18 protein-coding genes are annotated in these 23306 nt (G+C 50.7%); 10 read left to right on the plus strand and 8 right to left on the minus strand.

The genetic code is table 11. The features are described from left to right. Nucleotides 1-656 precede the first annotated feature (656 nt). The 6 genes from A4E54_RS05675 (at nucleotide 657) to A4E54_RS05700 (ending at nucleotide 5377) form a co-directional block, all read left to right on the plus strand. Nucleotides 657-1850 carry a GHMP family kinase ATP-binding protein gene (locus tag A4E54_RS05675; RefSeq protein WP_240083436.1) on the plus strand — a complete coding sequence of 398 codons (1194 nt, stop codon included), beginning with the start codon at nucleotides 657-659 and terminating at the stop codon, nucleotides 1848-1850. Continuing rightward, nucleotides 1828-2535, plus strand: coding sequence for a phosphoribosylanthranilate isomerase (locus A4E54_RS05680; RefSeq protein WP_240083437.1), 708 nt, complete (start codon nucleotides 1828-1830; stop codon nucleotides 2533-2535). The genes A4E54_RS05675 and A4E54_RS05680 overlap by 23 nt, the downstream gene beginning before the upstream one ends. Continuing rightward, entirely contained in the window at nucleotides 2535-3578 is a 1044-nt protein-coding gene (locus A4E54_RS05685) for a zinc-dependent dehydrogenase (RefSeq protein WP_286724942.1), read from the plus strand. Before A4E54_RS05680 ends, A4E54_RS05685 begins: the two co-directional genes overlap by 1 nt. Nucleotides 3579-3581: 3 nt before the next feature. Then, nucleotides 3582-4388, plus strand: a complete 807-nt coding sequence (locus tag A4E54_RS05690; RefSeq protein ID WP_240083439.1) for a class I fructose-bisphosphate aldolase — start codon at nucleotides 3582-3584, stop codon at nucleotides 4386-4388. A 283-nt stretch (nucleotides 4389-4671) separates the two neighbouring features. After that, a complete protein-coding gene (locus A4E54_RS05695) occupies nucleotides 4672-4959 on the plus strand; it encodes an AbrB/MazE/SpoVT family DNA-binding domain-containing protein (protein WP_240083440.1) in 288 nt (95 codons plus the stop codon). Continuing rightward, nucleotides 4949-5377, plus strand: a complete 429-nt coding sequence (locus tag A4E54_RS05700; RefSeq protein ID WP_286724928.1) for a putative toxin-antitoxin system toxin component, PIN family — start codon at nucleotides 4949-4951, stop codon at nucleotides 5375-5377. The genes A4E54_RS05695 and A4E54_RS05700 overlap by 11 nt, the downstream gene beginning before the upstream one ends. Before the next feature lie 19 nt (nucleotides 5378-5396). Here A4E54_RS05700 and A4E54_RS05705 read toward each other — a convergent pair whose 3' ends face one another. The 3 genes from A4E54_RS05705 to A4E54_RS05715 all read right to left on the minus strand — a co-directional run bounded on the left by A4E54_RS05705 (nucleotide 5397) and on the right by A4E54_RS05715 (nucleotide 12156). Further along, the gene (locus A4E54_RS05705; RefSeq protein ID WP_240083442.1) at nucleotides 5397-7247 is read right to left on the minus strand and encodes a CHASE2 domain-containing protein; all 1851 of its coding nucleotides are present in this window, start codon (nucleotides 7245-7247) and stop codon (nucleotides 5397-5399) included. Nucleotides 7248-7470: 223 nt separating this feature from the next. Then, nucleotides 7471-11748: an S-layer homology domain-containing protein gene (locus A4E54_RS05710; protein ID WP_286724930.1), complete on the minus strand. Its 4278-nt coding sequence runs from the start codon at nucleotides 11746-11748 to the stop codon at nucleotides 7471-7473. A gap of 195 nt (nucleotides 11749-11943) precedes the next feature. Next, nucleotides 11944-12156 (minus strand): hypothetical protein, encoded by a 213-nt coding sequence (locus A4E54_RS05715; protein ID WP_240083445.1) that lies wholly within the window; start codon nucleotides 12154-12156, stop codon nucleotides 11944-11946. Nucleotides 12157-12244: 88 nt separating this feature from the next. Between A4E54_RS05715 and spo0A the strand changes: the two genes are divergently transcribed. Continuing rightward, entirely contained in the window at nucleotides 12245-13069 is an 825-nt protein-coding gene (spo0A, locus tag A4E54_RS05720) for a sporulation transcription factor Spo0A (RefSeq protein WP_240083446.1), read from the plus strand. A gap of 115 nt (nucleotides 13070-13184) precedes the next feature. Here the strand turns inward: spo0A and A4E54_RS05725 are convergent, their stop codons facing one another. After that, a complete protein-coding gene (locus A4E54_RS05725) occupies nucleotides 13185-14258 on the minus strand; it encodes an NAD(P)/FAD-dependent oxidoreductase (RefSeq protein WP_286724933.1) in 1074 nt (357 codons plus the stop codon). Between the two features lie 605 nt (nucleotides 14259-14863). Between A4E54_RS05725 and A4E54_RS05730 the strand changes: the two genes are divergently transcribed. Both A4E54_RS05730 and ilvD read left to right on the plus strand, forming a co-directional pair. Next, the gene (locus A4E54_RS05730) at nucleotides 14864-15529 is read left to right on the plus strand and encodes a GntR family transcriptional regulator (protein WP_240083448.1); all 666 of its coding nucleotides are present in this window, start codon (nucleotides 14864-14866) and stop codon (nucleotides 15527-15529) included. Nucleotides 15530-15601: 72 nt separating this feature from the next. Beyond that, on the plus strand, nucleotides 15602-17254 hold the full coding sequence (gene ilvD / locus A4E54_RS05735) for a dihydroxy-acid dehydratase (protein WP_240083449.1): 1653 nt from the start codon (nucleotides 15602-15604) through the stop codon (nucleotides 17252-17254). A gap of 75 nt (nucleotides 17255-17329) precedes the next feature. On the opposite strand, the gene A4E54_RS05740 is transcribed toward ilvD, so the two are convergent. The 4 genes from A4E54_RS05740 to A4E54_RS05755 form a co-directional block, all read right to left on the minus strand. Continuing rightward, complete coding sequence (locus tag A4E54_RS05740; RefSeq protein WP_240083450.1) at nucleotides 17330-18514, minus strand: methyl-accepting chemotaxis protein; 1185 nt, start codon at nucleotides 18512-18514, stop codon at nucleotides 17330-17332. A gap of 39 nt (nucleotides 18515-18553) precedes the next feature. Next, the gene (locus tag A4E54_RS05745) at nucleotides 18554-19756 is read right to left on the minus strand and encodes an EAL and HDOD domain-containing protein (protein ID WP_240083451.1); all 1203 of its coding nucleotides are present in this window, start codon (nucleotides 19754-19756) and stop codon (nucleotides 18554-18556) included. A 142-nt stretch (nucleotides 19757-19898) separates the two neighbouring features. Next, on the minus strand, nucleotides 19899-21503 hold the full coding sequence (locus A4E54_RS05750; RefSeq protein ID WP_240083452.1) for a PAS domain S-box protein: 1605 nt from the start codon (nucleotides 21501-21503) through the stop codon (nucleotides 19899-19901). 16 nt (nucleotides 21504-21519) lie between these two features. Continuing rightward, a complete protein-coding gene (locus A4E54_RS05755; protein WP_240083453.1) occupies nucleotides 21520-22041 on the minus strand; it encodes a V4R domain-containing protein in 522 nt (173 codons plus the stop codon). 232 nt (nucleotides 22042-22273) lie between these two features. Between A4E54_RS05755 and A4E54_RS05760 the strand changes: the two genes are divergently transcribed. Beyond that, nucleotides 22274-23149, plus strand: coding sequence for a YecA family protein (locus tag A4E54_RS05760; protein WP_240083454.1), 876 nt, complete (start codon nucleotides 22274-22276; stop codon nucleotides 23147-23149). Nucleotides 23150-23306 lie beyond the last annotated feature (157 nt).

Genomic DNA, 23306 nt, shown 5'->3' on the forward strand with positions numbered 1-23306 from the left:
CCGTTTTTGCTGCATTTTATTATACCGCTAACATTAATACTCTACCTGCCAATATTCTTTTTAAAGTCTTGTTTTACAAAATAGAATACAGCATTTACTATTGACACTGCACCGGTAACGTAGTTATAACCGAATCAAGAACGAACAAAAACTTTCATATAGGATTTTACATGGCAATGGTAGGATTGCGCTCCGGCAACTTTTGACAAGCTTCATATTACTGTTTACTGTGCACGTTTATCACGACAGATTCGAGATTAGAGGTTTTCTTTCAAATGGGAAAAATAATATTAGTTCGTGAAGGAAGCTATGCGGAAACCTTTGACAGAAAGGTATGCAAGAAATCCATACTGACTCCTGAATTCTGGACTCACTATAGTTCAATCCCTCAATTGCCAAATTTTATCATTGCCTTGGATACGGGACTGGCTTTATAATGGCTTTATGGTAGGATGGTAGGTGGTTATGCTGGGTGCATTTCCAGACATGTTTTATACGGCACCGTCATTCAAGGCATTCCTACCGGAATGCCTTTTTTGATTGATTGCCCGGACGCCATATCTGCCACAAATCAAAATATCCTGGGAGGGATGGTAGGTAAAAAGCAAGCACGGTAAGCATGGCAGGTAAAATTATGATTTGTGGAGGTTTTTACGATGGAAAAGCAAACTATTAAAATAGGGGTCATCGGCGGGCCGTTTGACCGGTTTACCGCTGTGCTCGAGGAGTTCGAGCCGGGCCAGAAGGATTTTGTCATTCACCCGGAACAGTGCGGCTTCGCGTCGAGATCGGTATCCGAACCCACCGGGAGAGAGGTGGAAGTAACCCTGCCCGCCCGCCTGCACCCGACAGTGCTGGATATGAACAGGTTCAGCCCTGTCCGGCCGGGCGGCGGGGGAATGGGCATTGCTATCGGCATTTACCTGAAAGCCAAGGTGCGCTCGACCACAAACCCGGAAATCGTGGTGCGCGGGGAGCGGCCCCTGGTCGCCACTCATTTCGCCAAGGTAATCAAGGAAATCCTTGGCTACCGGGGCGGGTTTGAAATTGAGCTTTACGACCACAAGCGCCGCCACGTCGGGATGGGGTCGACCACCGGTTCGATGACCGCAGCCTGCATCGGCATGAACGAAGTCCTCGGCCGGCCCTTCACCAACAGGGAACTGCGCCGGATTGTCGGCTACAACGCCTGCGAGGAAAGCCCGCGCGGCAACGGCTGCCTGATCCGCGGGTTTGAAACCGGCATCGGGGCGATGGCCAGTGTCAACGGGGGCATAATAATGGCGACCGATAACTTGGAGATGATCTACCGGGCGGCCATGCCGGATACGAAAGTCGTCATCGTCATTCCCGACGTCCCCAGCCTGGAAGACGAGTTTACCGGCAAGGAAACGGCCGCCGAATCGGAAGTGGAAGTTCTCATGCGGCGGGGCAGGTACCTCGATTACCTGCAGAGCGGCGTCAAGGCGCAGATTATCCTGCTGGACATGATGCCGGCCATGGTGCAGGGCAACCTGAAGGGGATCGGCGACGCCCTGTTCGACATTTGCTTCCTCGGGTCCAAGCGCGCCGAGTGCGAGCAGCACGGCATCTCGGGTACGCAAATATACAACTATATCGCCAGTTTCCGGGAAGCGGGCGCCGAGTTGGCCGGCATGAGTTCGGTCGGGCCGACGGTATTCGCCTTAACCCAAAAACCGGAAGTGCCGGACAGACTGCTGGAATTTCTTGAGTCACGGGGCACGGCGAAGAGCCGGATCATGGTTACCGAGGTGGACAACACCGGCGCGCGGGTAACGGAAAACGGCGTGGAAAGGAATTATATCAATGAAAGCTGGTTGTCGGGTTAAAATTTGCGGCATAACCAATACCGAAGACGCTAATATGGCCGCCGGAGAAGGAGCGGACTATATCGGCGCGGTGATCGAAGTATCCTACTCGCCGCGCGCACAAACAGTGGAAAGCGCGGCGCCCATCTTCGCCACACCCCCTGTGCCGGCGGTGGCCCTGGTTCACCAGATGCGGCCGGACCGCCTGACGGAACTGGTGACGCGGCTGAAACCCTTTGCCGTCCAGTTCCTCAGCCAGGACGGGGCGGCCATGGCCGGGCAGCTCAAAAAAATCGCGCCCGGCATGGAAATCTGGCAATCACTGTTTCTGCCGGCGGCCGGAGACAGCGATTCAAAATTCGATCCGGAGGCCATGCTCCGGCAGGTTGAACAGTGCCGGGAGGCCGGCGTGGACGCGGTGGTTTTGGACACAGCAGCGGTAATCAACGGAGTGGTCAGGTTCGGCGGCACCGGCACAACCGGCCAATGGGACCAGGCCGCCCGGGTGGTGGCGGATTCCGCCCTGCCGGCCTTCCTGGCCGGCGGGATCAAGCCGGAAAACGTCAGGGAGGCGGTTGAGAGCGTCCGGCCTTTCGGCATCGACCTTTGTTCGGGCGTGGAGCTGCAAACCGGCAAAAAAAGTCTGGTCAAAATGCGCTCGTTAATGGAAGAAGTACAAAAGGCGGGGGGAATGGGCAAGTGTTGATGAAAGCCGCCGTCATGCACGGCAAGGGGGATATCAGGCTGGAATCCGTACCCGCTCCCGTCGCGGGAGAGGGAGAAATTATCGTCAAGGTCAGGGCCTCGGGCATCTGCGCCACCGACATCAAGATGCTTTTAGGCCAGGGAGCGCCGAAAGACCTGCCGGCGATACTGGGCCATGAGGTAAGCGGCATTATCGCCCAAACCGGGCCGGGCGTGCAAAACTACGCGGCCGGCGACCGGGTGGCCGTCTACCCCATCGCCGTCTGCGGCGAGTGCTTTTTCTGCAAGCGCGGCAGACACAACCTCTGCCTGCATGAATTCGGGCTGTCGCACGGCATTGACGGCGGCTTCGCCGAATACGTGCGCATCCCGAGGCAAATCATTAACGCCGGCGGCGTGGTAAAACTGCCGGACCACGTCCCTTTCGACAAAGCGGCTGTGGCCGAGCCGCTGTCCTGCTGCCTGGCAGCCGCCCGCGCCACCGGGACAAATGTCGGCGACAACGTGCTGGTGGTAGGCGCCGGTCCGATGGGCCTGATGCACCTGAAGACCGCGCTGTGGCACAAAGCCAGGGTGATGGTGGCCGATGTCCGCCCGGACAGGCTCGCGCTGGCTGAAAAAATGGGCGCCGCCGTGTGCCTGGACGCGAACAGCGCGGATGTGGGCGGCGCAGTGCGCCGCCTGACAGGGGGGCTCGGCGCGGACATCGTCATCGCCTCCCTCGGTGTGCCGGAAGTGATGGAGCGGTATTTCCCGGCCGTGCGCAACGGCGGCATATTCAATGTCTTCGGCGGCCCGCCGGCGGGACAGCCGGTGCCGGTGGACCTGCGCTGGCTTCATTATGCCGAGATTATGCTTACCGGAACCTTCGCTTCCACTCCGGCCGACTTCCAACTGGCGGTCTCCTTAATCAGCAGCGGCGAAATCGAAGTGGACGACCTTATTTCCCACCGCTACACGCTGGACGACATGCTGGACGCGGTGGAGCAGGCCCGCAGGCAGGAAATTATCAAGGGTGTTGTGTTAATACCGGAGGGGGACTAAATAATGGATGGTTTTTCAGTCAGACTGAACCGGATTTTGCGGCCTGACACCGGGCGGTCCCTGGTGGTGGCCATCGACCACGGCATGGCCCTGGGTCCGCTGACAGGGCTTAAAAATGTCAAAGAAACTGTATCCAGACTGGACGCCACCGGACTGGTGGACGCCTGGCTGGTGACAAAGGGAATCTACCGGCACGCTTTTGAGCCGGTAAACAAACCCGGCATCATTCTGCGGATCAGCGGCGGCGCCACCATTTCCGGCCCGGAGCTGACCCGGGAAGGACAGACCGCCACCCTGGAGGACGCATTGGCGGCCGGCGCCGACGCCATAGCCACCTCCGCGTTCATCGGCTCGCCCTATGAACATGAAACTCTCATCGGGCTTGCCCGGGCGGCCAGCGAGTGCCGCAAATGGAACATGCCGCTGCTGGGCGTGGTGGGGCTCGGGAAAATAAACGAGGAGCAGAAAAAAGACGCCCGCTTCATCGCCCTGGGCGCGCGCGCGGCCGCCGAGCACGGGGCGGACCTGGTCAAGACCTATTACACCGAGGAAGGCTTCGAGCAGGTAACGGCCGGCTGCCCGGTCCCGATCTTAATCGCCGGCGGGCCGAAATGCGAAACCGACCTGGACACCCTGAAAATGATCGCCGGTGCGCTCGACGGGGGCGCCAAAGGCATCGTCATGGGCCGCAACGTCTGGCAAAGCCCGCACCCGGAAGCGCTGCTGGCCGCCGTGCACGGACTGATTCACCGGGGCTTCAGCGTCCAGGAGGCCAACGACCTGCTGGAAGCCGGCGTCAACCGGCGGTAAACGGGAACGGAATACAACAGACACATACAACGCCCCGGCGTGGGAATAAAACTCCACCCGGGGTGAATTTGTGTTCGGTCAAACTCGCTCGCTCCATTCGCTCAAACAGTTCCCTCACTATTCCTCGGACTCTTTCGCTTTTTGAAATTAGCTCAAAATCGCCGCTTATGTATACCCAAAAGTCAAAGACGAATTCATTCTTAATTTGTTCTTTGTTGCTAATTGAGGCCAATCAATATATAATATTAAGAAACTAAGAAATTCGGAAAGGATGATTTTCAGAATGTCGGGCATGTATATGGATGAGACTAAAAGCAAAAAAGTAAGAAAGGTGCGCGTCTGGGGAAAAGGGCAGCTGACCATCCCGGCGGAAATAAGAAATGCCTTGGATATAGGTGAAAACACTTATTTAGAAATATTTCGCGCAGGAAACGCAATTATTGCCACACCGGAAAAAATCATGGTGAAAGAATTAGCTGACTCTGTAAAAAGAGAGATGAATAAGAACAATATTAATTTAGAAAGCCTGCTGGAAGAGTTAAGAGAAGGAAGCCACCAATATGAGAAATAAGGTTTTTATTGACAGCAGTGTGATTATTGCGGGTCTCGCTTCCAATAAAGGAGGAGCGCACGAAGTATTAGTGCTGGCAGAGTTAAAAGTGATAATACCATTTATATCCGAAGATGTAGTAACGGAGGTATTGCGAAACGTGCAAAAAAAATTACCGGGCGCTCTTGAACAATATTATTTGCTTTTTAAAACGCTGCCTTTTATTATCGTTGACTTCGATAACGATACCCTGGAATCAGCCCCAAAAATGATCAATGAAAAAGACGCGCCAATCCTTGCCGCTGCGATCTCAGCGAATGTGGATTGGCTGTTGAGTCTCGACAAACATTTTTTATGGAAAACATGGGCGGGGAAAGTTGACTTTCCAGTCTGCTCACCAGGTACTTTTTTAGAGGATTTGAGAAGTATGTTCGATTGATACCAGACTAGACAATTTATTAACCCTCGCTTGCTTTTCCGGCTTTAACCGTGTAAATGAGCACTTTTTCAACCATGCCGCGCACGCTGGTCTCGCCCAGGAGCGTTATTTCCCCGGGCAGTTCATCCTTGTTCTTCAGATATTTGAGCGTGCGGTCGCTAAGAATAATATTTGTTTTATACTCCTTGTTCATGCTCTCCAGACGCGAGGCCAGGTTCACTTCCCCGCCCATGATCGTGTAATCCATCCGCTCCGGACTGCCCACGTTGCCGACCACGACAGGTCCGGAATTGATGCCGACACCGATGTTGAACAAAGGCTCGCCCTGTTCCTCCCATTTTTTATTAAGCTCCTTCAGGCGCTCCAGCATTTCCAGGGAAGCCGCCAGCGCCCGGTCGGCGTGGTCCTCATAGTGAATCGGGGCGCCGAAAAAGGCCATAATCCCGTCACCCATGTACTTGTCCAAAGTGCCGCCGTGCTTGAAAATTATCGCGTTCATCTCGGTAAAGTATTCGTTCAGCCGCTGCACCACATATTCAGGCGTCTTGTCCTCGCTGAACGAGGTGAAACCACGCACATCCGAAAAGAATATCGTCAGCTCCACTCTCATACCCCCCAGGACGATGTCCTCCGGGTGCTGCAGCAAGTCCGACACCACGGCGGGAGGAACATAGCGGGCAAACAGCGCGCGCGTGCGCCGCCGGTCCAGTTCGGTGCGCACCAGGTTCTCGGCGGTCATGCCGGTGTATACCAGCATGCCCAGCCCCACCGGCGTCGCCAGGTTGACCCAGTAGCGCCCGCAGCACCAGCACAGGTACACGCCCAAACCGGCCGCCGTCATGATTGCCAGCAGGTAGAGCAGCCCTCTCAAGGGGCTTTTCGCCCTTGCCACACCGGCCACGGACAATGCGCCGACAAGCAATAACACTGCCAGGTTGACGGCCAGCGGCGCCCTCCTGTAGAACCCTTCAGAGTGATAGGTGGCCAGGGCGGAGGCATGCACCTCCACTCCCGGTGACGGCAGGGCGCCGCCCAGCACCATATTGCCGAGCGTGAAAGGGGTGGTGACATAGTCGTGTTCGGACGCCGAAGTGAAGCCGACAAACACGGACTTCCCCGCCAATTTGTCGCCGCTCACCCGGTCATTCAGGATGTCCGTGAAGCTGTATGTCTGAAAAGTCGAGGCCGGGCCCCAGAAATTAATTAAGGTCTGATATTTATCATCAATGGGAACGGCCAAATCACCCGCGTACAGGACCCCGTTCCCGGCAAGTTTCAGGCTGTTCGGATTAAGTCCCTTTTCCGTCAGCAATGTCGCCAGGCTAAGACAGGGAAACGGCCTGCCGAAAGTATTCGTATCCACAGTGGTGACGCGCCTGATCACACTGTCCAGGTCCTGCGGCACGTTGGCGAAACCGATGCCGGCGGTGGCGGAGGCCAGCTGCTTCACCGGGAAGCGCGGCACCTGGTACACTTCTCCCGCATTCTGTTCAAAAGAGAACATGTTGGCCATCACCACCCGGCCCTGCGCTTTCGCCGCAGCCGCGAGAGCGGCATTATCCTCGGGCGTGCCCGGCGTGTCGAAAACCACGTCGAAACAGACGACCTTCGCGTCTTTTAATTTCTCCAGCAAACGGGCGTACACCTGGCGCTGCCAGGGCAGCAGCCCGATTTCCCCGATGGAGCGGTCGTCAATGGCCACGACCACGATATCATCAGGCGCCGGCCGCGCGCCGCGCAGCTTGAACCAGCTGTCATAAATGCTTAGCTCAAGTCCTTCCCAGGCGCCGGCCAGGCTTGTCACCAGAACCAGCACGACAAGCACGATCGCCACGCTTTTTCCTTTCAGCTTTTCCACCCGGCCCCGCATCGCTTCGCCTTCCTTTAGCAAAAAATCTCAAAATTCGACATGAAAAATATACCTATATTATGCTATCACCGGAAAAGGACTTTGTCCACGTTAAAATTGCAGCATTCTTAATTATAAGCAGGCCCGGCGGGATTGTTCCCCGCCGGGCCTGGAGCTAAACCGTTTGAATCGCTTGGGTTGTGGCCATACCTTTTATAATAGACCACCCTTATTTATATTAAGGTCAGAAAGAGCCGCCAATAGTCCAGCCGGCGGTGCTGGGCTGCGACAGCCCGTCCGCTGTTCTCAGGTTGCCGCCGGCCTTGATATAAAATACATCCATCGGAGCCAGATTACCGCCTGCGTTGTCGATTACGGTAATAGTCAGTGTTCTTAAGTCATCCCAACTGCCGCTGTAATCCGTGCCGAACGACTTCCCTTGGAAGTCAATCAAGGCGTCAACGGTTGCTTTGCTGTCGACTAACGGTTGGTTGGTATCTACGTCAAAAAGAATGATAATTTTATCACCGTTGTCCAATACTCCCGAGCTACCCCCCCCATTAACCGCGCTGGCGAAGACGATAGCCGGCGGCTCTGTATAGGTGCCGACAAAGGTGCCATCGATAATACCGCTGGCGGTGCTGGCCGGGGACAGGCCGTCCTCCGTCTTCAGTCCGCCGCTTTCTTTAATGGTAAGCGTATCGCCAACTGCCAAAGTGCCGTAAGCGGCGTCGCTGACAGTAAGCACCAGGGTTCTGGCGTCTGTCCACGTGCCGGCGTAGTCTGTGCCGAATACCCTCTGGCCAAAGTCGATCAGGGCATCTACCGCGGCCTTGCTATCTACCGGAGGACTGTTGGTATACACGTCGAAGTCTATGGTTACTGTGTCACCGCTGCCCAGACCCTCGTTGCACCCGCTGTCGGCGGCTGTGATGGAAATGATCGCCGGAGCCGAAGGCGTGTATTGTCCACTGGGAATAAGGTGCAGGTCGGCCGTCACATCCCCGGAGCTTGCGTCAATCAAGGCAGCGTTATCATATTCGGGCTCGGTTACGTCGTCGGAGACATAATAGCCGCATGGCAAGTAGCCTAGTTCGGGCGAGCTCAGCGAGCCCAATGAATAAAACAGCTCAAAACCGGCCTCTTTTGGCACTGCCAGGCTATAGCCCGCGCCGCTATTCCCGGCCGGGATGACTACATGAGCTTTATAATAAAAGCTCAATTCTTCCTGTGGCTTACAAGCGATAACGTAGAGCGGGATGTCTTCCTCCGCCGTCTCGGCGGGCAGCGACACGGTGCCGGTGATCGAAGCCGCAGGAATCAGGGTGAGGTTGATATCATCCCGGCCCTGGCTTCCCGGGCTAATCCAAGTGTAATTGTAATAATTTAACGTGGTGCCGTCTGCTGAATAATAACCGTACTGCATATAGCCCGGCACTGGATGAGTCAGGGAATAATTTACTAAATACTCCCCGCTTTGCGGAACAACAAGGCTGTAATTGACAGAATGTCCTCCGTTCGGGATGGTTACATAAGCCATGCCCGAATACATCGTTCCGCTGCTAACGGCGGTTACGCAAAGGCTGATATTCCCCGCCGCCGTCGCCCCGCCGGGCAGAGACACGGTGCCGCTGATGGCGCTTCCAATAAGAATGGTAAGGTCTTTATCCGCGACACTCCCTTCAGAGACGTCTATCAGCCCGACCTCTCCGTCCTCCATATAGTAGCCTTGCAGCACGCCATACGGCGCTATGCCACTCGCCGAGTACCGCAACCGGTAGCCGCTCTCCGCGGGGACAACCAGACTATATTCCGCGTAATTTTGTCCCTGCGGGATGATGATGTCCGTCCACCCGTTGGGGGGGTAACCGCCTGTGCCTTCTCCTAGCATGGCCTCGACCCTCACATCGAGGTTGGCTGACGCCTGTTGTCCTTCCGGCAGCCGCACTTTTCCGGAAATGGTGTATCCGGACAAAAGGGTGAGGTCGATGCCGTCCCGGTCTCCTCCACTGACATATATCCATTCAGCATTTTCGTAATACGGCGTGGTTATACTGTCGTAACCATAATAAGCGCGCTGGGCGTAGCTTGAACTGCTTGTTTGCTGATAGCTGACAAGGTACGGCCCTTCCGCTTGGCTCTCCGGGACGCTTAGAGCATATCCCGCTGAACTTGCCCCCGCCGGTATCGTGACAACGGGCGAGTTCCACCAGAAAGCGCAGGGGTCGGTCTGGGCAAAAACTTGCACCGCGATGCCGCCGGCCGGCGCCTCGTTATCACCGGGCAGCGAAACGGTGCCGCTGATCTCTTTTCCTCTAATCAGCGTCAGGTTGACGCCCGTCCGGTCCCCGGAGTTCACGTCGACCAAGCTGGAGAACTCGTAATAGGCCGTGGTCGCGCCGTTGGCGTAAAAACCCTGCTGTACGTAGCCCGATCCCGGCTGGACGGAATATTTCACCCGGTACCCGTAACCCGGCGCGCTGGCGGGAACATACAGGGCGTAGTCAGCGGGGTTGGACGAAGATGAAATCGTTAGATTCGTCCCCCATGAAGACTGCTTGCCCTCCTGAGTGGCGCTGACAGTGACTTGGATGTTCCCCGGCCCTCCCCCCGGCAAGGAAACCACGCCGCTGATGGCGTATCCCCGGAGCAGCGTCAGGTTGACGCCCGTCCGGCTGCCGCCGCTGACGCTGACCGGAGCGGCCTCGTCCAAATACGCCGTGGTGCCGCCGGTGGCATAATAGCCGACCTGCACGTAGCTGTTTTGCACATAGTATCTGACCCGGTAACTGTAACCCACATAGCTGTCCGGAACGGTCAATCTGTAATTGGCGGAACTCTGACCGCCGGGAATGGTCAACAAACACGTTAACGGGGTGGTGAGTCCGTCGGCTTCGGCGAGAACAGCAATGTTTATATCGCTCCCGGCCGTTCCCGAGGGCAGACTGACTGTCCCTGTGATGGTCCTGCTGCTCCCAGGGCTAGGAGACGGCGGAGGATTTGTTTCCGGCGCCGGTGTTGGTATATTCGGCGGCGGAGTAGGCGGTGGCGGAGTGTCCTCCGGGCCGGTCTGCTGCTCTACGGGAACGGGCGGGGTGATTGCGGGCGTGTTTTGCTCAATGGCGTTGACCCGTCCTTCCACCCAGTCTTGGACCGCCTGCCAGATTTGCTGCTGCTCGGGGGTCAGCGGGGCCGGCGGCGTGGGCGGCGCGCCCGGCGAGGTGATGGATGTGGCCTGGCCGACAGACACGGTAACGGGTTGCCCGCTGCCCGAAACGACTTGCACTTGCCCGTCGATAACGCTGGTGATGTTATAGCCGGGGCCCACTTCGTTCATCCAGAAGGTGCCCCGCACGGAAGCGACGCCCCAGGGCATGTCTACTTCCACTCTGACTTTTTCTTCGTAAGCGGACTGCCACCACTGAAGGTCCTGGCCTTCCGCTTCGGCCAGAAGGCCGGCGGGCAGGCCTGCCCCGGCGTAGGCCAGTTGGATGTTATTTTGGCTGCGGCCGGCTGTATTTGTATTGGTTTCGTTTTTATTAATATACATACCGGCCAGCGCGCCGAAAAGCCTGCCCTTGGCCAGGTCAAGCTTTAAATAATCTATTATGGTTCCGGGCGTGCCGTCTTTCAATATGGTGGTCCGGCCGCGCGCGTCCGTAATGGTCATCGTGGTATCGGCGTCAAGCCTCAAGCCTGACCCGTCGGAAAAGTTCAGTTCCGCCTGGCTGCCGGCGCCGGTTTTTATTATCGCGCCGGCCTGGACGGCTGTCACGGCGGTTATATCCACGGGGCTCCTGCCGGGTTCGGTGACGGTTACTTTGCCTTTTACGGGCGTGACGCTGCAGATCAGCGATACTTTGTTCCGCTCGGGATCTATGTTTAGGATCGTGGCCAGGCCTCTGGCCATCTGGGCGCGGGTGGCCGGGACTTCGGGGGCGAAGCTGTTTTTCCGGGCCACGGTGAACAGGCCGGCCTGCAATGCCACGGCTATCTGCTGTCTGGCCCAGTGCGCCGGCTGGACGTCTACGATGCTATCGGACAGCGTTATGTCGCCGGACACGGGCATGTTGGTCAGGCGCAAGAGCAGCGCGCAGGCTTCGGCCCGGCTGACGGGCTCTTCGGGCCTGAACGTCCCGTCGGGGTAACCTGTGAGGAGACCGGCCCGGCTGGCTCCTGCAATTACGGTGTAAGCCCAGTGCCAGGGGCTGACATCGCTGAATGTCTGGACGGCGGGGACTGCTTGTCCGTCTAATTTATCCGCCCTGGCCAGCATGGCGGCGGCTTCGGCCCTGGTCAGAGAGCCGCCGGGCTGAAAGCTGCCGTCGGGATAGCCGTGGATGAGATCAGTTTTCACCAGGTAGTTGACGAACGGGTAATAGAAATCGCTTTCGGGCAGGTCTGTAAACACCGGTCCGGCGGCAAACGCGCCGGGCGGAGCCAGCAGGCCGCACGCCGCAACGACTGCCAGCGCGACTGCGCAGACACTCGCTAACCTCAACACTTTATTGCGGAGCTTCATATCACGCCTCCCTAGTAAATGTTTTAAATTCTTTGCGGGTCAGGGCGACAGGCGCAACCCCCACGTCATTGCCGGCGGTTAAACCGGCCGTGAAGAGCTACCCCGGTCCTGCGGCTGCCTCCGGGCTGATTTCGCTGAAACCAGCGATATCGCCCAGTTTCAATAATATGGCTGTATAGCTTTATTTTTCTTATTCTACATTTCATCACAAATTTCGTCAAATAATATCTTTACCGCCCATATTGTATCAATCTCTTCAACGATTTCCTGCAGATACCTGTCAAACCGCTTGGGCCGGTCAGCTTCAAAAGCTAATTGAAGATTGCTCTGAATAATGGAGATTGAGACGTTCTTATGATCATGTCGCCTTCGCCAGGTAAATCTATCTTTAAAAAAATTTTTTTGCATCAACATTCATCGACACGTTTCCCGAAGGGAATATATGGCCAACCGTCAAATAGTATAAAAAAAAGCTGTATAAATCGGAGGCGGGATTATGTTAGAGAAAAAAAGCATCAAAGTGCTAATCGCGGATGACAACAGAGAATTCTGTGAGCTTTTAAGTAGTTTTATCGGGAAACAAGACGGTTTGGAGATTGCCGGCTTGGCGAACAACGGCCTGCAGGCAATAGAAATGATCCATAAGCACAGTCCGGACGTGGTAGTTCTCGATATCATCATGCCGCAGCTTGACGGTATCGGTGTTTTAGAGAGTTTAGCCGGCGCCGGCAACAAACCAAAAGTGATTATGCTGACTGCCTTTGGACAGGATAGTATTACCTGCCGCGCACTGGAACTTGGCGCCGATTATTTTATAATTAAGCCGTTCGATCTAAGCCTGCTGGTTGAACGCATACGTCAGCTTTCAAGTAAAGTCACCCTCTATCAATATGAACAGAAACCTAAAACAAGGGACTTGGGCACAAATATCACTAACATTATGCACGAAATGGGAATTCCCGCCCATGTGAAAGGATATCATTATTTAAGGGAAGCCATAATAATGGCTTATCATAATACCAGTCTGCTCGGCGCCCTGACAAAAGAGCTTTACCCGACGATAGCGGAGAAATTTAAATCAACTCCTTCCAAAGTTGAACGTGCCATTAGAACCTCGATACAATTGGCTTGTGACAGGGGAAATATTGAAATGATTCGTAAGACTTTCAGGTACACCATGAATATCGATCGCGGCAAACCAACTAACGGGCAATTTATTTCGGTTATAGCCGACAGATTAATAACGGAGGAAAAGGCTGCTAAAAATCATGCCCATGATCAGGCTTTGTCATCAACAATGCAGCTTCCGGCATCGGGATGATTTAGACATTCATGCCGTTGACGCAATCCGGCAATCCGGCGCTTTGACCGTGGCAGACCCCGGTCAAAGCGCCGGCTGCAGGATTCGGCGGCTGCTTGTTGTCAAACATTTTTTCTTATTTCAATGACTTAACCTTATCGATCAAATGAACAAGTGAAGCAATATATTTTAAGACATCAAGGTTGGTGTTGTAAATCATATTTTTAATCAACGGAGCAGTCAAAAGGGCAATAAGCCGGTCAAAGTTTTTATTTTGATACTGATTTAAGTATGCTCTTAAGGCTATGGAAATCCGGGTATTTTCTTTTAGCTGCTCAAGATAATCTTCGTAATTTATTCCCTCAATGATTGACTTTGCGGCGTAAACACCGCTGTAGATTGCCCCCAGCAGGGCAAAACCCAGTAACGGCTCCAAAAATCCTCCCGCGTTGCCGACAAAAAGGATGTTATCTACCCGGTGCGGGTAAACAAAACCGGAAGAGTGTTCCAGGTCCCACAGGCTGGCAATTTCATAGGTAAATTTTTCTGTTTGCCAAAATCTGCTCCAGTACTGTCCTATATTGGATCTATCCGCTCCTTGGACAACTAATACTAAGGAAGCGCTTTTCTGGTTAAAAGGGTTGAGGTAAGCATATCCTCTTTTAGCGTATTCCGTATTAAGCCACATCTTCATCGCGGTTGGCTCAAATGAGCCAAGTACAGTTGAACCCATCACCCAGGATTTAACAACATCCTGCCAGCAACCCAAGGTTTTTGTTATATCGCTGGTACCGCTGGCGATAATAACGTAATCATATTCACGGGCCAGCCTGGTGAAATCGGCCCGGCAATTATAAAAAACAGGGGCTTTGATCAGTGAGAGAAGTTGATTTGCCGTACTATCCTGGTCTTGGCCTTGCTTTATAAGATAGCCGAGCTTTCCATAAACAGTACCGGAAGCTTTGGGAGTATTCATTGTAATTTTTTTTAATGGGTTCAATGGTTCTAAACGGATATTAAGGTTTTTGCGCAAATCTTCAATTTGATCCTTGACGGGCCTGTTCATGACCTTCAGTACTGCGGCACAGTGTGTAACAAGTTCCCCGACTTGGTTCCGTTGTTCAAAAATATCCGGTATGACACCATGCCGTTCCAACTCGTGCGCGCAAGCTAATCCGGAAATCCCCGCACCGATAATACCGACTTTCATAGGCCACCTTATATTCCAAATAATCTTATTTTCTTCACTTGCCTTTTCATCTTTCCAAGGCATTCCTAACTGTTTTTTTTGATTATTATCCTTTTTTTGAACTTACCCAATAGGAGATTGTCCAGTACGTGCCTGCCCGTAAAAAATATGCAACCCTTTGTTTGTGTATGAAAATAGAGTTAGCAAAATAATTTGATTTTATGCAAAAGTCTGTTCGATTTCTCCAGGTCGTTTGGGGAAGCTGCCGTTGGGAATCAACAATGTAAGGCGCCTGGTCAAGTGCGAATACGTTTACATCTCTTTCAGCAGCCTTGCTTCACGGACCAGTTTCACGCATTGGGCCCTGTTTTTCACTCCCAGCTTGCCGTAAATATTCCCTATCTTATACAATACCGGCTTATTTTAACAATTTTTAACGGACTTTGCCTGCTAAAAATCATGATAAAGCATAATAACCCGCAATTCTTATGTATCCGGGGATGCGGGTCGCGCTTTCTATGGCGGGAGATAAAAATTATTTTTTGCGGCAAGAGTAATATTACTTGCATTTGATATATGTATGCGATATATTGCATATAAGTAATTCATTAAGGAGAATAATACACATGCCGGTACCCCCAGATTTTTCCGCACCAATACGCATATCCGCGAAAGAAAGAGCATTATCGCAAATCCAAAGGTGGATCATTGAGGGCACCCTGCAGCCGGGCGAGAAATTAATCGATGCTGAACTGGCAGATTCTCTGGCTGTCAGCAGAACTCCAATAAGGGAGGCCTTACAGCTTTTAGAGGTGCAGGGGTTGGTTTCGATGCATCCCGGCAGAGAAACGCGAGTGACGGGCATCGAGAAAGAAGATATTTTAAAAATGTATCCTGTTCTTGCGTCGCTCCACGCGCTAGCGGCCGAATATACGGCGCAGCTTATTTTACCGGAACAGATCGAAATGCTGAAAGAACTGAATACGCAGTTTGGCAAAGCCATAGAAATTGGGCAGCCATTTCAGGCGATGGAAATTGATGAGCAGTTCCATAATCTTATTGTAGAGCTATCGGATAATCCTTACATTGCTTCATTCAGCGCATCGCTGCAGATTCATATAAGAAGGTTCAAGTACATCTTTTTAAATCAACCGCTAACCGCCACGCAAACCTCTGTGGCAGAGCATGCCTCCATAATACTGGCCTTCGAAAAGCGTGATAAAGAAACGGCTTCAGCTATGATGAAACAAAACTTGCTAAGGCCTATGCGTGAGTTGCATGCATTAATTTAGAGTGAATAAGCAGCTGCGACGTTTGAGGATTGATTTTTCAAGGTATTTCGTAATAAAAGGGGTGTTGCTCAAATGAACAGTGACAAAATTAAAAAGGGGTTCGATAAGACAGGTCAGCGGGCGTTATTGCACGCTATGGGAGTATCTAAAAGATCCTTCGACAGGCCTTTTATCGGCATTGCCAGCAGTTTTACGGACATGGTGCCTGGACATGTCGATATGCGTAACCTCGAGAGGTATATTGAAAAAGGTATTCACACCGGCGGCGGTTATGCATTCGTTTTTGGTGTTCCGGCAATATGCGACGGAATTACCATGGGCCATATTGGGATGCATTATTCGCTGCCTTCACGTGAGTTAATAGCCGATTCAATAGAGTCAGTGGCAGTGGCCCATGCTCTGGACGGGATTGTTTTATTGACAAACTGTGATAAAATCACGCCCGGCATGCTTATGGCTGCGGTGAGACTGGATATACCCGCTGTCATAGTTACCGCAGGTCCAATGCTGACGGGACGCTATAGGGGTGAATCACTGACTTTGGTAAAAAATGCTTTTGAAGCTGTAGGCTCTTACCGGGCGGGCAAGATAAACGACGATGAACTAGCTTGTTTTCAAATGGAAGCTTGCCCTGGCGCCGGCTCATGTCAGGGATTGTATACAGCAAATACAATGGCCTGTTTATGTGAAGCAATGGGGATGTCCTTACCCGGATGCGGAACATCCCTCGCGGTTTCAGCCAAGAAGAAACGGATTGCCTTTGAAAGCGGTGAAAAGATCGTTGATTTGGTGAAGAGAGGAATAACAGCAAGAAAAATATTAATCAAAAGTTCCCTGGAGAATGCCGTTTATCTGGACATGGCCATAGGCGGATCAACAAATACAGTGCTGCACTTGACTGCAATTGCTAACGAGGCGGGCATTGAACTGACCTATGATGACTTTATCAAGATCAATTCTAAGGCTCCTTATCTTTGCCCCCTTCAGCCCTCGGGTGACAGTACTATGGAGGACTTGGAATATGCCGGCGGGATACCGGCCGTGATGAACACTATCAAACCCCTGTTAAAAGACAATATTACCGTTTCAGGCAAAACTGTTTGGGAACTGGCCGATGAAGGTGCAGTCAGTAACCCGGAGGTAATCAGGCCATTGGAAGCTCCGCTCAGCCCCGCAGGCGGTATAGCCATTTTGTTTGGCAACATGGCTCCGGACGGAGCGGTGGTTAAAGCGTCAGCAATGAGCGAAAGCATGAGAAAATACCAAGGGAGAGCAAGAGTCTTTGATTCCGAAGAGGATGCAATGAAAGAAATATTGGATAATTGTATCAAACCCGGTGATTTTATTGTTATCAGGTATGAAGGGCCCAAAGGGGGGCCTGGTATGCGGGAAATGCTGGCTCCGACGTCAGCGCTGGTTGGCCTGGGTCTGCGTGACCAGGTAGCCCTGCTTACCGACGGAAGATTTTCCGGCGGTACTCGCGGTAACTGCATTGGTCACGTATCCCCGGAGGCATTTGCAGGTGGCCCGATAGCGCTGGTGCTGGAAGGCGATTTAATTGAATACGATCTGGATGCCGGATCTCTGAACTTGTTAGTTGAAGAGCAGGAACTGGATAGAAGGAAAAAGGTCTGGAAATGCCCGGGCGCAAAGGTTAAGACAGGATATCTGGCCAGATATATCAAAACGGTTTCTACAAGCAGAGAAGGAGCTGTATGCAAATAAAAAAAAGAACTGTCCGCGCCCCCAAATCGCGGCTGGTGGTGCCCCGGGTTGAAGCTCAGACCGCCGGGGCTTGATTTAACCTCGCAAAGCGGTTGACAGCTTAATAAAAGCCTCCAGGATTTCTAACGACGTGTCCACCACAGCTTCCGCGTTTTTTGAATTGCAGTCGACTGAAAGTGCATTAGCGGCTTCGTGGAATTTTTTATGCGGCTCTTCAATTGCTGAGTAAGCGGCAATATTTTGATATTGGCCGCGTTCTTCCTCGTACCATTTGCCGAAAGCGCATTCGCGGTGTGTTGCCAGTCTTATTCCTTTACCGGCGCTTTTTATTACCTTGCGCAAAAAGTTAGCGTGGTCAACCAGCCTGGCCGCCAGTACAGTTAATATATGTTCCTTTTCGGCAACACTTAAATATGGTTTTATTATTTTGCTCAATCGCTCAACATCTCGGCTTAAAACGTCGCCAAAATCCGTGACGGAAGCCAAATCTCCCGAGAGCCTGGCGAGGTCTTCAGTGGTCAAAGCCTGTTGCTGCGCCGCTTTTGCAATGTTGTCGATAGCATCGGCAGCTTCTTTAACTTGGTGTCTGTTTTCGCGCACAATATCGGTAACTTTTTGCGTATCATTCAAGTACCGATGGAAAACGTCTTTCACGTTCGTTACGGCGCTATTGGTATTCATGGCCCTGCCATTCATATCATCTGAAATGTTCTTGACTTCCTTAACTGCTTGCTTAGTTTGATCGGCCAGCTTCCGAACCTGCTCCGCCACGACAGAAAAGCCTCTGCCGTGTTCCCCCGCGCGCGCGGCTTCAATAGCGGCGTTTAAAGAGAGCAAATTTGTTTGATCGGCTATATCTGATACGTTTTGACTGATGTCGTCGATAGTTTTAATCTTTTCCAATAACTCTGTAGCGTTGCCAACCATGTTATTAAGCATTTCACCTGAACTTTTTGTCAGCGACGCTAATTCATTAATATTATTAAAACTTTCCAATTCTTTCGCATCAACCATTTGCATTACCGCGCTAATTTGCTGGGTGGAAGCCGATGTTTCCTCCGCCGTGGCCGACATTTCTTCGGCAGCGGCAGCCAGATCCGCCGATTTCTCCGAAATTTCCCGAACCTTAATTGATGTGCTGAAAGCCATCATCTCACTATGAGCCAGTGAAAAATCAAATAAGGCAGTTAAGAAATCCATTTCCGCTTGGCTGGCATTGGTCACGCCAGACATTTGCTTATTCTTGGAAAAAAAGAACATTAGATTAGTCAGCCCCTTTTCAAATCTTTTATTTTTTATTTAGAATATTTGATTTACTATTTCTAGCGAATCAATATAAAATCTGATGACCTCCGCTTCATCAAGACCTAGCTTAACACTTATTTCATGAAAGTTTTCCCAGTCACCCCTCTCATAAAACAACACCAGATTATAAACATCTTTAAATAAACTTTGCTCTCCCAATAAAGCCTTTTTAATCTCCATGGATATGGGCAGTCCGGTTAAAATGCCGGACAAGGGCTGGTCGAGAAAAGCGTCGATTAGGGAAAACATGCCCAACAGGAAAAGGTCGGAGCGACTATGGGACAAACCAACTTTCGGCGCAATCAGTTCACAAAATATAGCCCTGCAGATGGATGTGACGAAAAGCTCGTCCGGTTTATCTTCGCCTATTCCTTTCAGCGCCACCAGGGAGAGCCATTTGCTAATCTCTTTTTGCCCGAGCATAACCAGCGCCTGCTTAATGGAATTGATTTCCGACCGGAAGGAAAAGCTTGCGGAATTGATATACTTGAGCAGTTGATACGACAGGGAAACGTCCCTCTTAAAAAGGCTTTCAATTTGCTCAAAGTCGAACTCTTGCGAGTGGAGGTCCTGCAATAATTGAAGATAAATAAGCTTGTTGCCGGGGACATCCTTACCTGAAACTATGATGGGCTTGCTGAAGAAATATCCCTGAAAATAGGAATAGCCTATTTCCAGCGCCTGAGTGAATTCTTCCCTGGTCTCCACCTTCTCGGCCAGAAACTTTTTATTTTTCCCGAGCCGGTTAATAACAGCTTTTCTTTCTGCCGCGCCCGTTACCTTGAAGTCAACTTTAATGATATCCGCCAGTTCAATCAATGGGGCAAACTTTTGCTCGTAAACAAAATCGTCGAGGGCCAGCTGGTATCCCATTTTCTTTAATTTCTTGCAAACCTCGAGAACCTTTTCGTCAGGTTCGCTATCCTCCAGGATCTCTATCACGGCAAGTCCGGCGGGTAAAAGGGTTGCAACCTCATTTTCCAGTAAGTTTCCGGTAAAATTGATAAAGGCTTTTTTACCCCTTGTAAGCGTATCCAGGCCAATCAGCAAAAGGCTATTGGTGATAACCTCTGTTGTTGCCCGGCCGCCGTCCTCATTGGAATAACCGTTATATAACGCTGAGCGATATAATAATTCGTAGGCAAAGACCTCTTGATTTTGGTCGAAAATTGGCTGTCTAGCCACGTAATGACGCATCAACCCGCCTCCTTCCCTTTAATAGATTATAAAACCTGTTTGGTGACTCTTGCTATTCTCCGCAGAACCAAATTATTTCAGCAAAAAAAGACAGCTTATTATCTGCTGGAGATAAAAAGCTGTCTAGCAATGCCTAATATTTCTAATTATTTACTGGATTACCTAATAATTTATGCATTTTAATTGCTGCCGCTAAAGCCAGCTTTGTTTCAAATTGGTCAATAGATGCTCCCAAAATTTTTTCAATGCGCTGTTTTCTAAAGACTAAAGTTTTATGGTGCAGAAAAATTTTTTGGGCTGCTTCCTTCAAGCTGCTGCTTTGCAAAATTATATCAAGGGTAAGTAAAAGGCTGGCTCCTTTTTCACGATCGTACTTTATGAGCGGGCCGATCATTTTTTGGACATACTCTGCGGCATGCTCTTTTTTATCATAGGCTGCCAGAAGTTGATAGAGTCCGATATCCCGGTAATAATAAATTCCTCCGCCTTTTTCTCCCTGACATTTGGCCGAAATGATTGCGCTCCGCGCTTCCTGATAACCTTTTTTTAAGCTGTCAGGTCCCCTGTGCATGTCGCTCACGCCCATTGTTACTATGAGATCAGAGGTATAGAGGCTTACTTTTTCCCTGATTTGCGCGGCAGTCCGCATATCCGCGTCCGATATGTCAAGTGCACAACCGGCTTGCACCAAAACTCCTATGGCATCCCGAATATCCCACACAACGTATTCCCGGCTTTTGCTCAAAAGATTGTTTATATATCTTTTTTTCTGCTGGAGGTCAAGATGATTAATTTTATCTTTTTCAAAGAGTTCTTTATCCCCAAGATCAATCAAGCAGCAAAAAAAAGGAACCGTTAGATCTATTCCCCATTTTTTGGCAGTTGCCACAGCATCTTTATTATTTATAGAGATATTACCATTGATGAGATCATTAAAAAAATCGCTTTTGCGCTGCAAATCATAAGCCATCTGCAGCATTCTTTCAGCTTTGCGCCGTTTGGAGATGTCCCGCGCCACGCTTACGATTCCTGCCATCTTACCGTCATCATCGCGCAGCACGCTTACGGAAACCTCTATCCACAAGACCCGACCGTCTTTTTTAAAATGCTCCAATTCAAAAATATGTCCCTGGCCGACTGCCTCCTCATCGGCTGAAAACTGCCTTAACTTCACACATAATGCCCGAAAGGAAGCGAATGACAGAACTTCTTCTATGGTACGACCGATAATCTCTTCCTGGGTACAATCCAGAAGCCGGTCAACCGACGGGCTAACGTAGGTAAATCGCCCCGCCAGGTCTATGACCCAAATGACATCCAACACGTTTTCCGCCAGCAGGCGATACCGGGTTTCACTTTCTTTCAGTTCCGCCGTAGCCTTCGCCAGTTTCTTTGTCATGGAATTGAATGCGGCGGAAAAATCCCCCATAAAGTCGACCCGCTGGGTAAAATCTCCGCCGGCAATCATCTGGGTCTGCCACGTTAAATGCCGCAGATTTGCTTGAAAAGTTCGCAGCCCGCCGGAAAGAAACCCCTTCACTCGCATACTTTGAGATAGATCTCCGCTGGCCAGGGCTGAAATAAAACCTCTAATAGCCGCGAGCTTCTCATGTAAATCGACAAACTCCGGGTGCGACTGTAAAGCAGCCGGCAATGTATTAGCCGACACCTTATTTGATATCACATCTTCCAATGTTCGTACAGCAAGGTCAAGGAGCGCTTCCTGCCGGTCACCTTGCATAGCCATAACGGTTCCCTCCAAACTAGACTATAACCTCGGCGGTAAACCGGCAGGTACGGTCACCAGTGCACCAACAGTCTACCTCCTTCACGCGAAATTGCCGGCCGGTGAAGAAAGACTCCATCAGGGCCGCTATGAATCCCTCGTCGTACTTACAGATCTCTTGATCAGATTCCGGCAGCCCGGAGCAGTCAAGATCCTCGTCGATGGTCAAAACGAACGACCCTTGCTCAATATCAGCCTTTTCCACCCGGAGAATGCCGAGCCGCAACTCTCTTAGTGACTCCTGCAGCTTACGGATAAATTCATGGAAGTCGTTTATTTTGCCGATCATATTCTTAAAGAACTCACGGCCAGCCAATCTGCCGGACTCGTAAAAAATTTCGTCAGCCTTTTCCGCACCGAACTTTGCCTCAATTACGTCACGAAAAGTATATTGCATGAGCCGGTACAACTCGATCCGAGTTATTGGTCCGAGGTTTGGCCGTCCAACAGCGATGTCCCCAAGCAAATCCCATGAAAAAGGATATTTTCTGTTCTCCATAGTCCATCCCTCCTCCACTTTTTCATATATTTCTACACAACGAACACGAATCCTGTTAGAGCAGACCGTGAAGCGACTGATTTCACGAACTATGAGTATCGTTCACATATGCACGGATATAAGATTTTTTGCCAGGCCGGTCAGCAGGTAGCAGTGTAGCAGCATAAAAAGGATTTTGATGTTGTCTGTCTAATTATTTTCGTAAGATTACTTATATGGAAGGACTGAAATAATGACAACAGCAGTCGGCAGAAATGATCTTTGTCCTTGTATGAGTGGCAAAAAATATAAACATTGCTGTTCTTCCAGGGAAAATATGATTAAAGAAATAGGACTGCCGGTATTTTCAGAAGATTATGTTTTACAAATGCTACTTCAAGATTCAGATAAATTCATAAATTTTTATAAAAATGAAAGACATAAAATTAGCACTAAAATAAATTGGGCTTTTGACGAAAGGTTAAATTCCCGAATGAAGTCTATTGGTTTAGAAAATCCAGACACCAAAGAAATCGAGTATGTTGTTATAATAAAACAGGTTCCCATACAGTTTGCTCATGCTTTTGACACCGCGCATGAATTGCAGCATTTAATCTTAAATCAAGAAGGCTTTCCAAGTCTTTCTTATATAAATAATACTAATAATACCAACATTAATTGGATTAGCGGCATGAAGGATTTAGCTTGCCGCATTTCCAATTCCATAACTGATCCGCTGGTTAATGCCAGACTAGTTAAGTATGATTTTGATTTATGGGATAATTATGACAGGGTTGCAAAGGCTCAAATGCCTTACCTGCAATCCATAAAAAACATTTTTCCAAATGAACCTTCGCAGATGGAAGGAAGGGCGTTTATCGCGTCCGCATTCATTCAAGCTGTTTTGGATTGGGAAGCGGCATGTCGTATATCTCCGAACGCAAATAATAATTACATAAAAAACCTTCGCTCCATGTTTCCTGTGACAACCAAAGAGACAGAGGACATATTAGCGCTAATTAAAACTCACGGTTACGCCTCTCCTGATCAAGCCAGTATCATTTTCTACAATATAATTCAGAAATTTGGACTCGGACGTTTGTTTAGACTCTCCAATTTAAATATATAATAAAAATAAACAAAGTTATTGTGATAATCGGCCGCTGGAAATACAGTGGTCGTAACTGTTTATGAGGACATCGACATAATAAGGCAAATTATTTAATATGCTTGCCATGGAGGGGCTAATGGCAGGCAGCTGAGCCTTTTTGGGCTTTCAGCTGCTT

The organism is Pelotomaculum sp. PtaB.Bin117, from assembly GCF_002067195.1.
Classification (GTDB): domain Bacteria; phylum Bacillota; class Desulfotomaculia; order Desulfotomaculales; family Pelotomaculaceae; genus Pelotomaculum_D; species Pelotomaculum_D terephthalicicum.

Excerpts from the sequence above, each read along its gene's own strand:
- spo0A (WP_240083446.1), top strand. The coding sequence starts at position 12,245 with ATGTTAGAGAAAAAAAGCATCAAAGTGCTAATCGCGGATGACAACAGA.
- A4E54_RS05725 (WP_286724933.1), bottom strand. The coding sequence starts at position 14,258 with ATGAAAGTCGGTATTATCGGTGCGGGGATTTCCGGATTAGCTTGCGCG.
- A4E54_RS05740 (WP_240083450.1), bottom strand. The coding sequence starts at position 18,514 with ATGTTCTTTTTTTCCAAGAATAAGCAAATGTCTGGCGTGACCAATGCC.
- A4E54_RS05755 (WP_240083453.1), bottom strand. The coding sequence starts at position 22,041 with ATGGAGAACAGAAAATATCCTTTTTCATGGGATTTGCTTGGGGACATC.
- A4E54_RS05760 (WP_240083454.1), top strand. The coding sequence starts at position 22,274 with ATGACAACAGCAGTCGGCAGAAATGATCTTTGTCCTTGTATGAGTGGC.
- A4E54_RS05695 (WP_240083440.1), top strand. The coding sequence starts at position 4,672 with ATGTCGGGCATGTATATGGATGAGACTAAAAGCAAAAAAGTAAGAAAG.
- A4E54_RS05690 (WP_240083439.1), top strand. The coding sequence starts at position 3,582 with ATGGATGGTTTTTCAGTCAGACTGAACCGGATTTTGCGGCCTGACACC.
- A4E54_RS05745 (WP_240083451.1), bottom strand. The coding sequence starts at position 19,756 with ATGCGTCATTACGTGGCTAGACAGCCAATTTTCGACCAAAATCAAGAG.
- A4E54_RS05705 (WP_240083442.1), bottom strand. The coding sequence starts at position 7,247 with ATGCGGGGCCGGGTGGAAAAGCTGAAAGGAAAAAGCGTGGCGATCGTG.
- A4E54_RS05715 (WP_240083445.1), bottom strand. The coding sequence starts at position 12,156 with ATGCAAAAAAATTTTTTTAAAGATAGATTTACCTGGCGAAGGCGACAT.
- A4E54_RS05680 (WP_240083437.1), top strand. The coding sequence starts at position 1,828 with ATGAAAGCTGGTTGTCGGGTTAAAATTTGCGGCATAACCAATACCGAA.
- A4E54_RS05685 (WP_286724942.1), top strand. The coding sequence starts at position 2,535 with ATGAAAGCCGCCGTCATGCACGGCAAGGGGGATATCAGGCTGGAATCC.
- A4E54_RS05750 (WP_240083452.1), bottom strand. The coding sequence starts at position 21,503 with ATGGCTATGCAAGGTGACCGGCAGGAAGCGCTCCTTGACCTTGCTGTA.
- ilvD (WP_240083449.1), top strand. The coding sequence starts at position 15,602 with ATGAACAGTGACAAAATTAAAAAGGGGTTCGATAAGACAGGTCAGCGG.
- A4E54_RS05700 (WP_286724928.1), top strand. The coding sequence starts at position 4,949 with ATGAGAAATAAGGTTTTTATTGACAGCAGTGTGATTATTGCGGGTCTC.
- A4E54_RS05675 (WP_240083436.1), top strand. The coding sequence starts at position 657 with ATGGAAAAGCAAACTATTAAAATAGGGGTCATCGGCGGGCCGTTTGAC.
- A4E54_RS05730 (WP_240083448.1), top strand. The coding sequence starts at position 14,864 with ATGCCGGTACCCCCAGATTTTTCCGCACCAATACGCATATCCGCGAAA.
- A4E54_RS05710 (WP_286724930.1), bottom strand. The coding sequence starts at position 11,748 with ATGAAGCTCCGCAATAAAGTGTTGAGGTTAGCGAGTGTCTGCGCAGTC.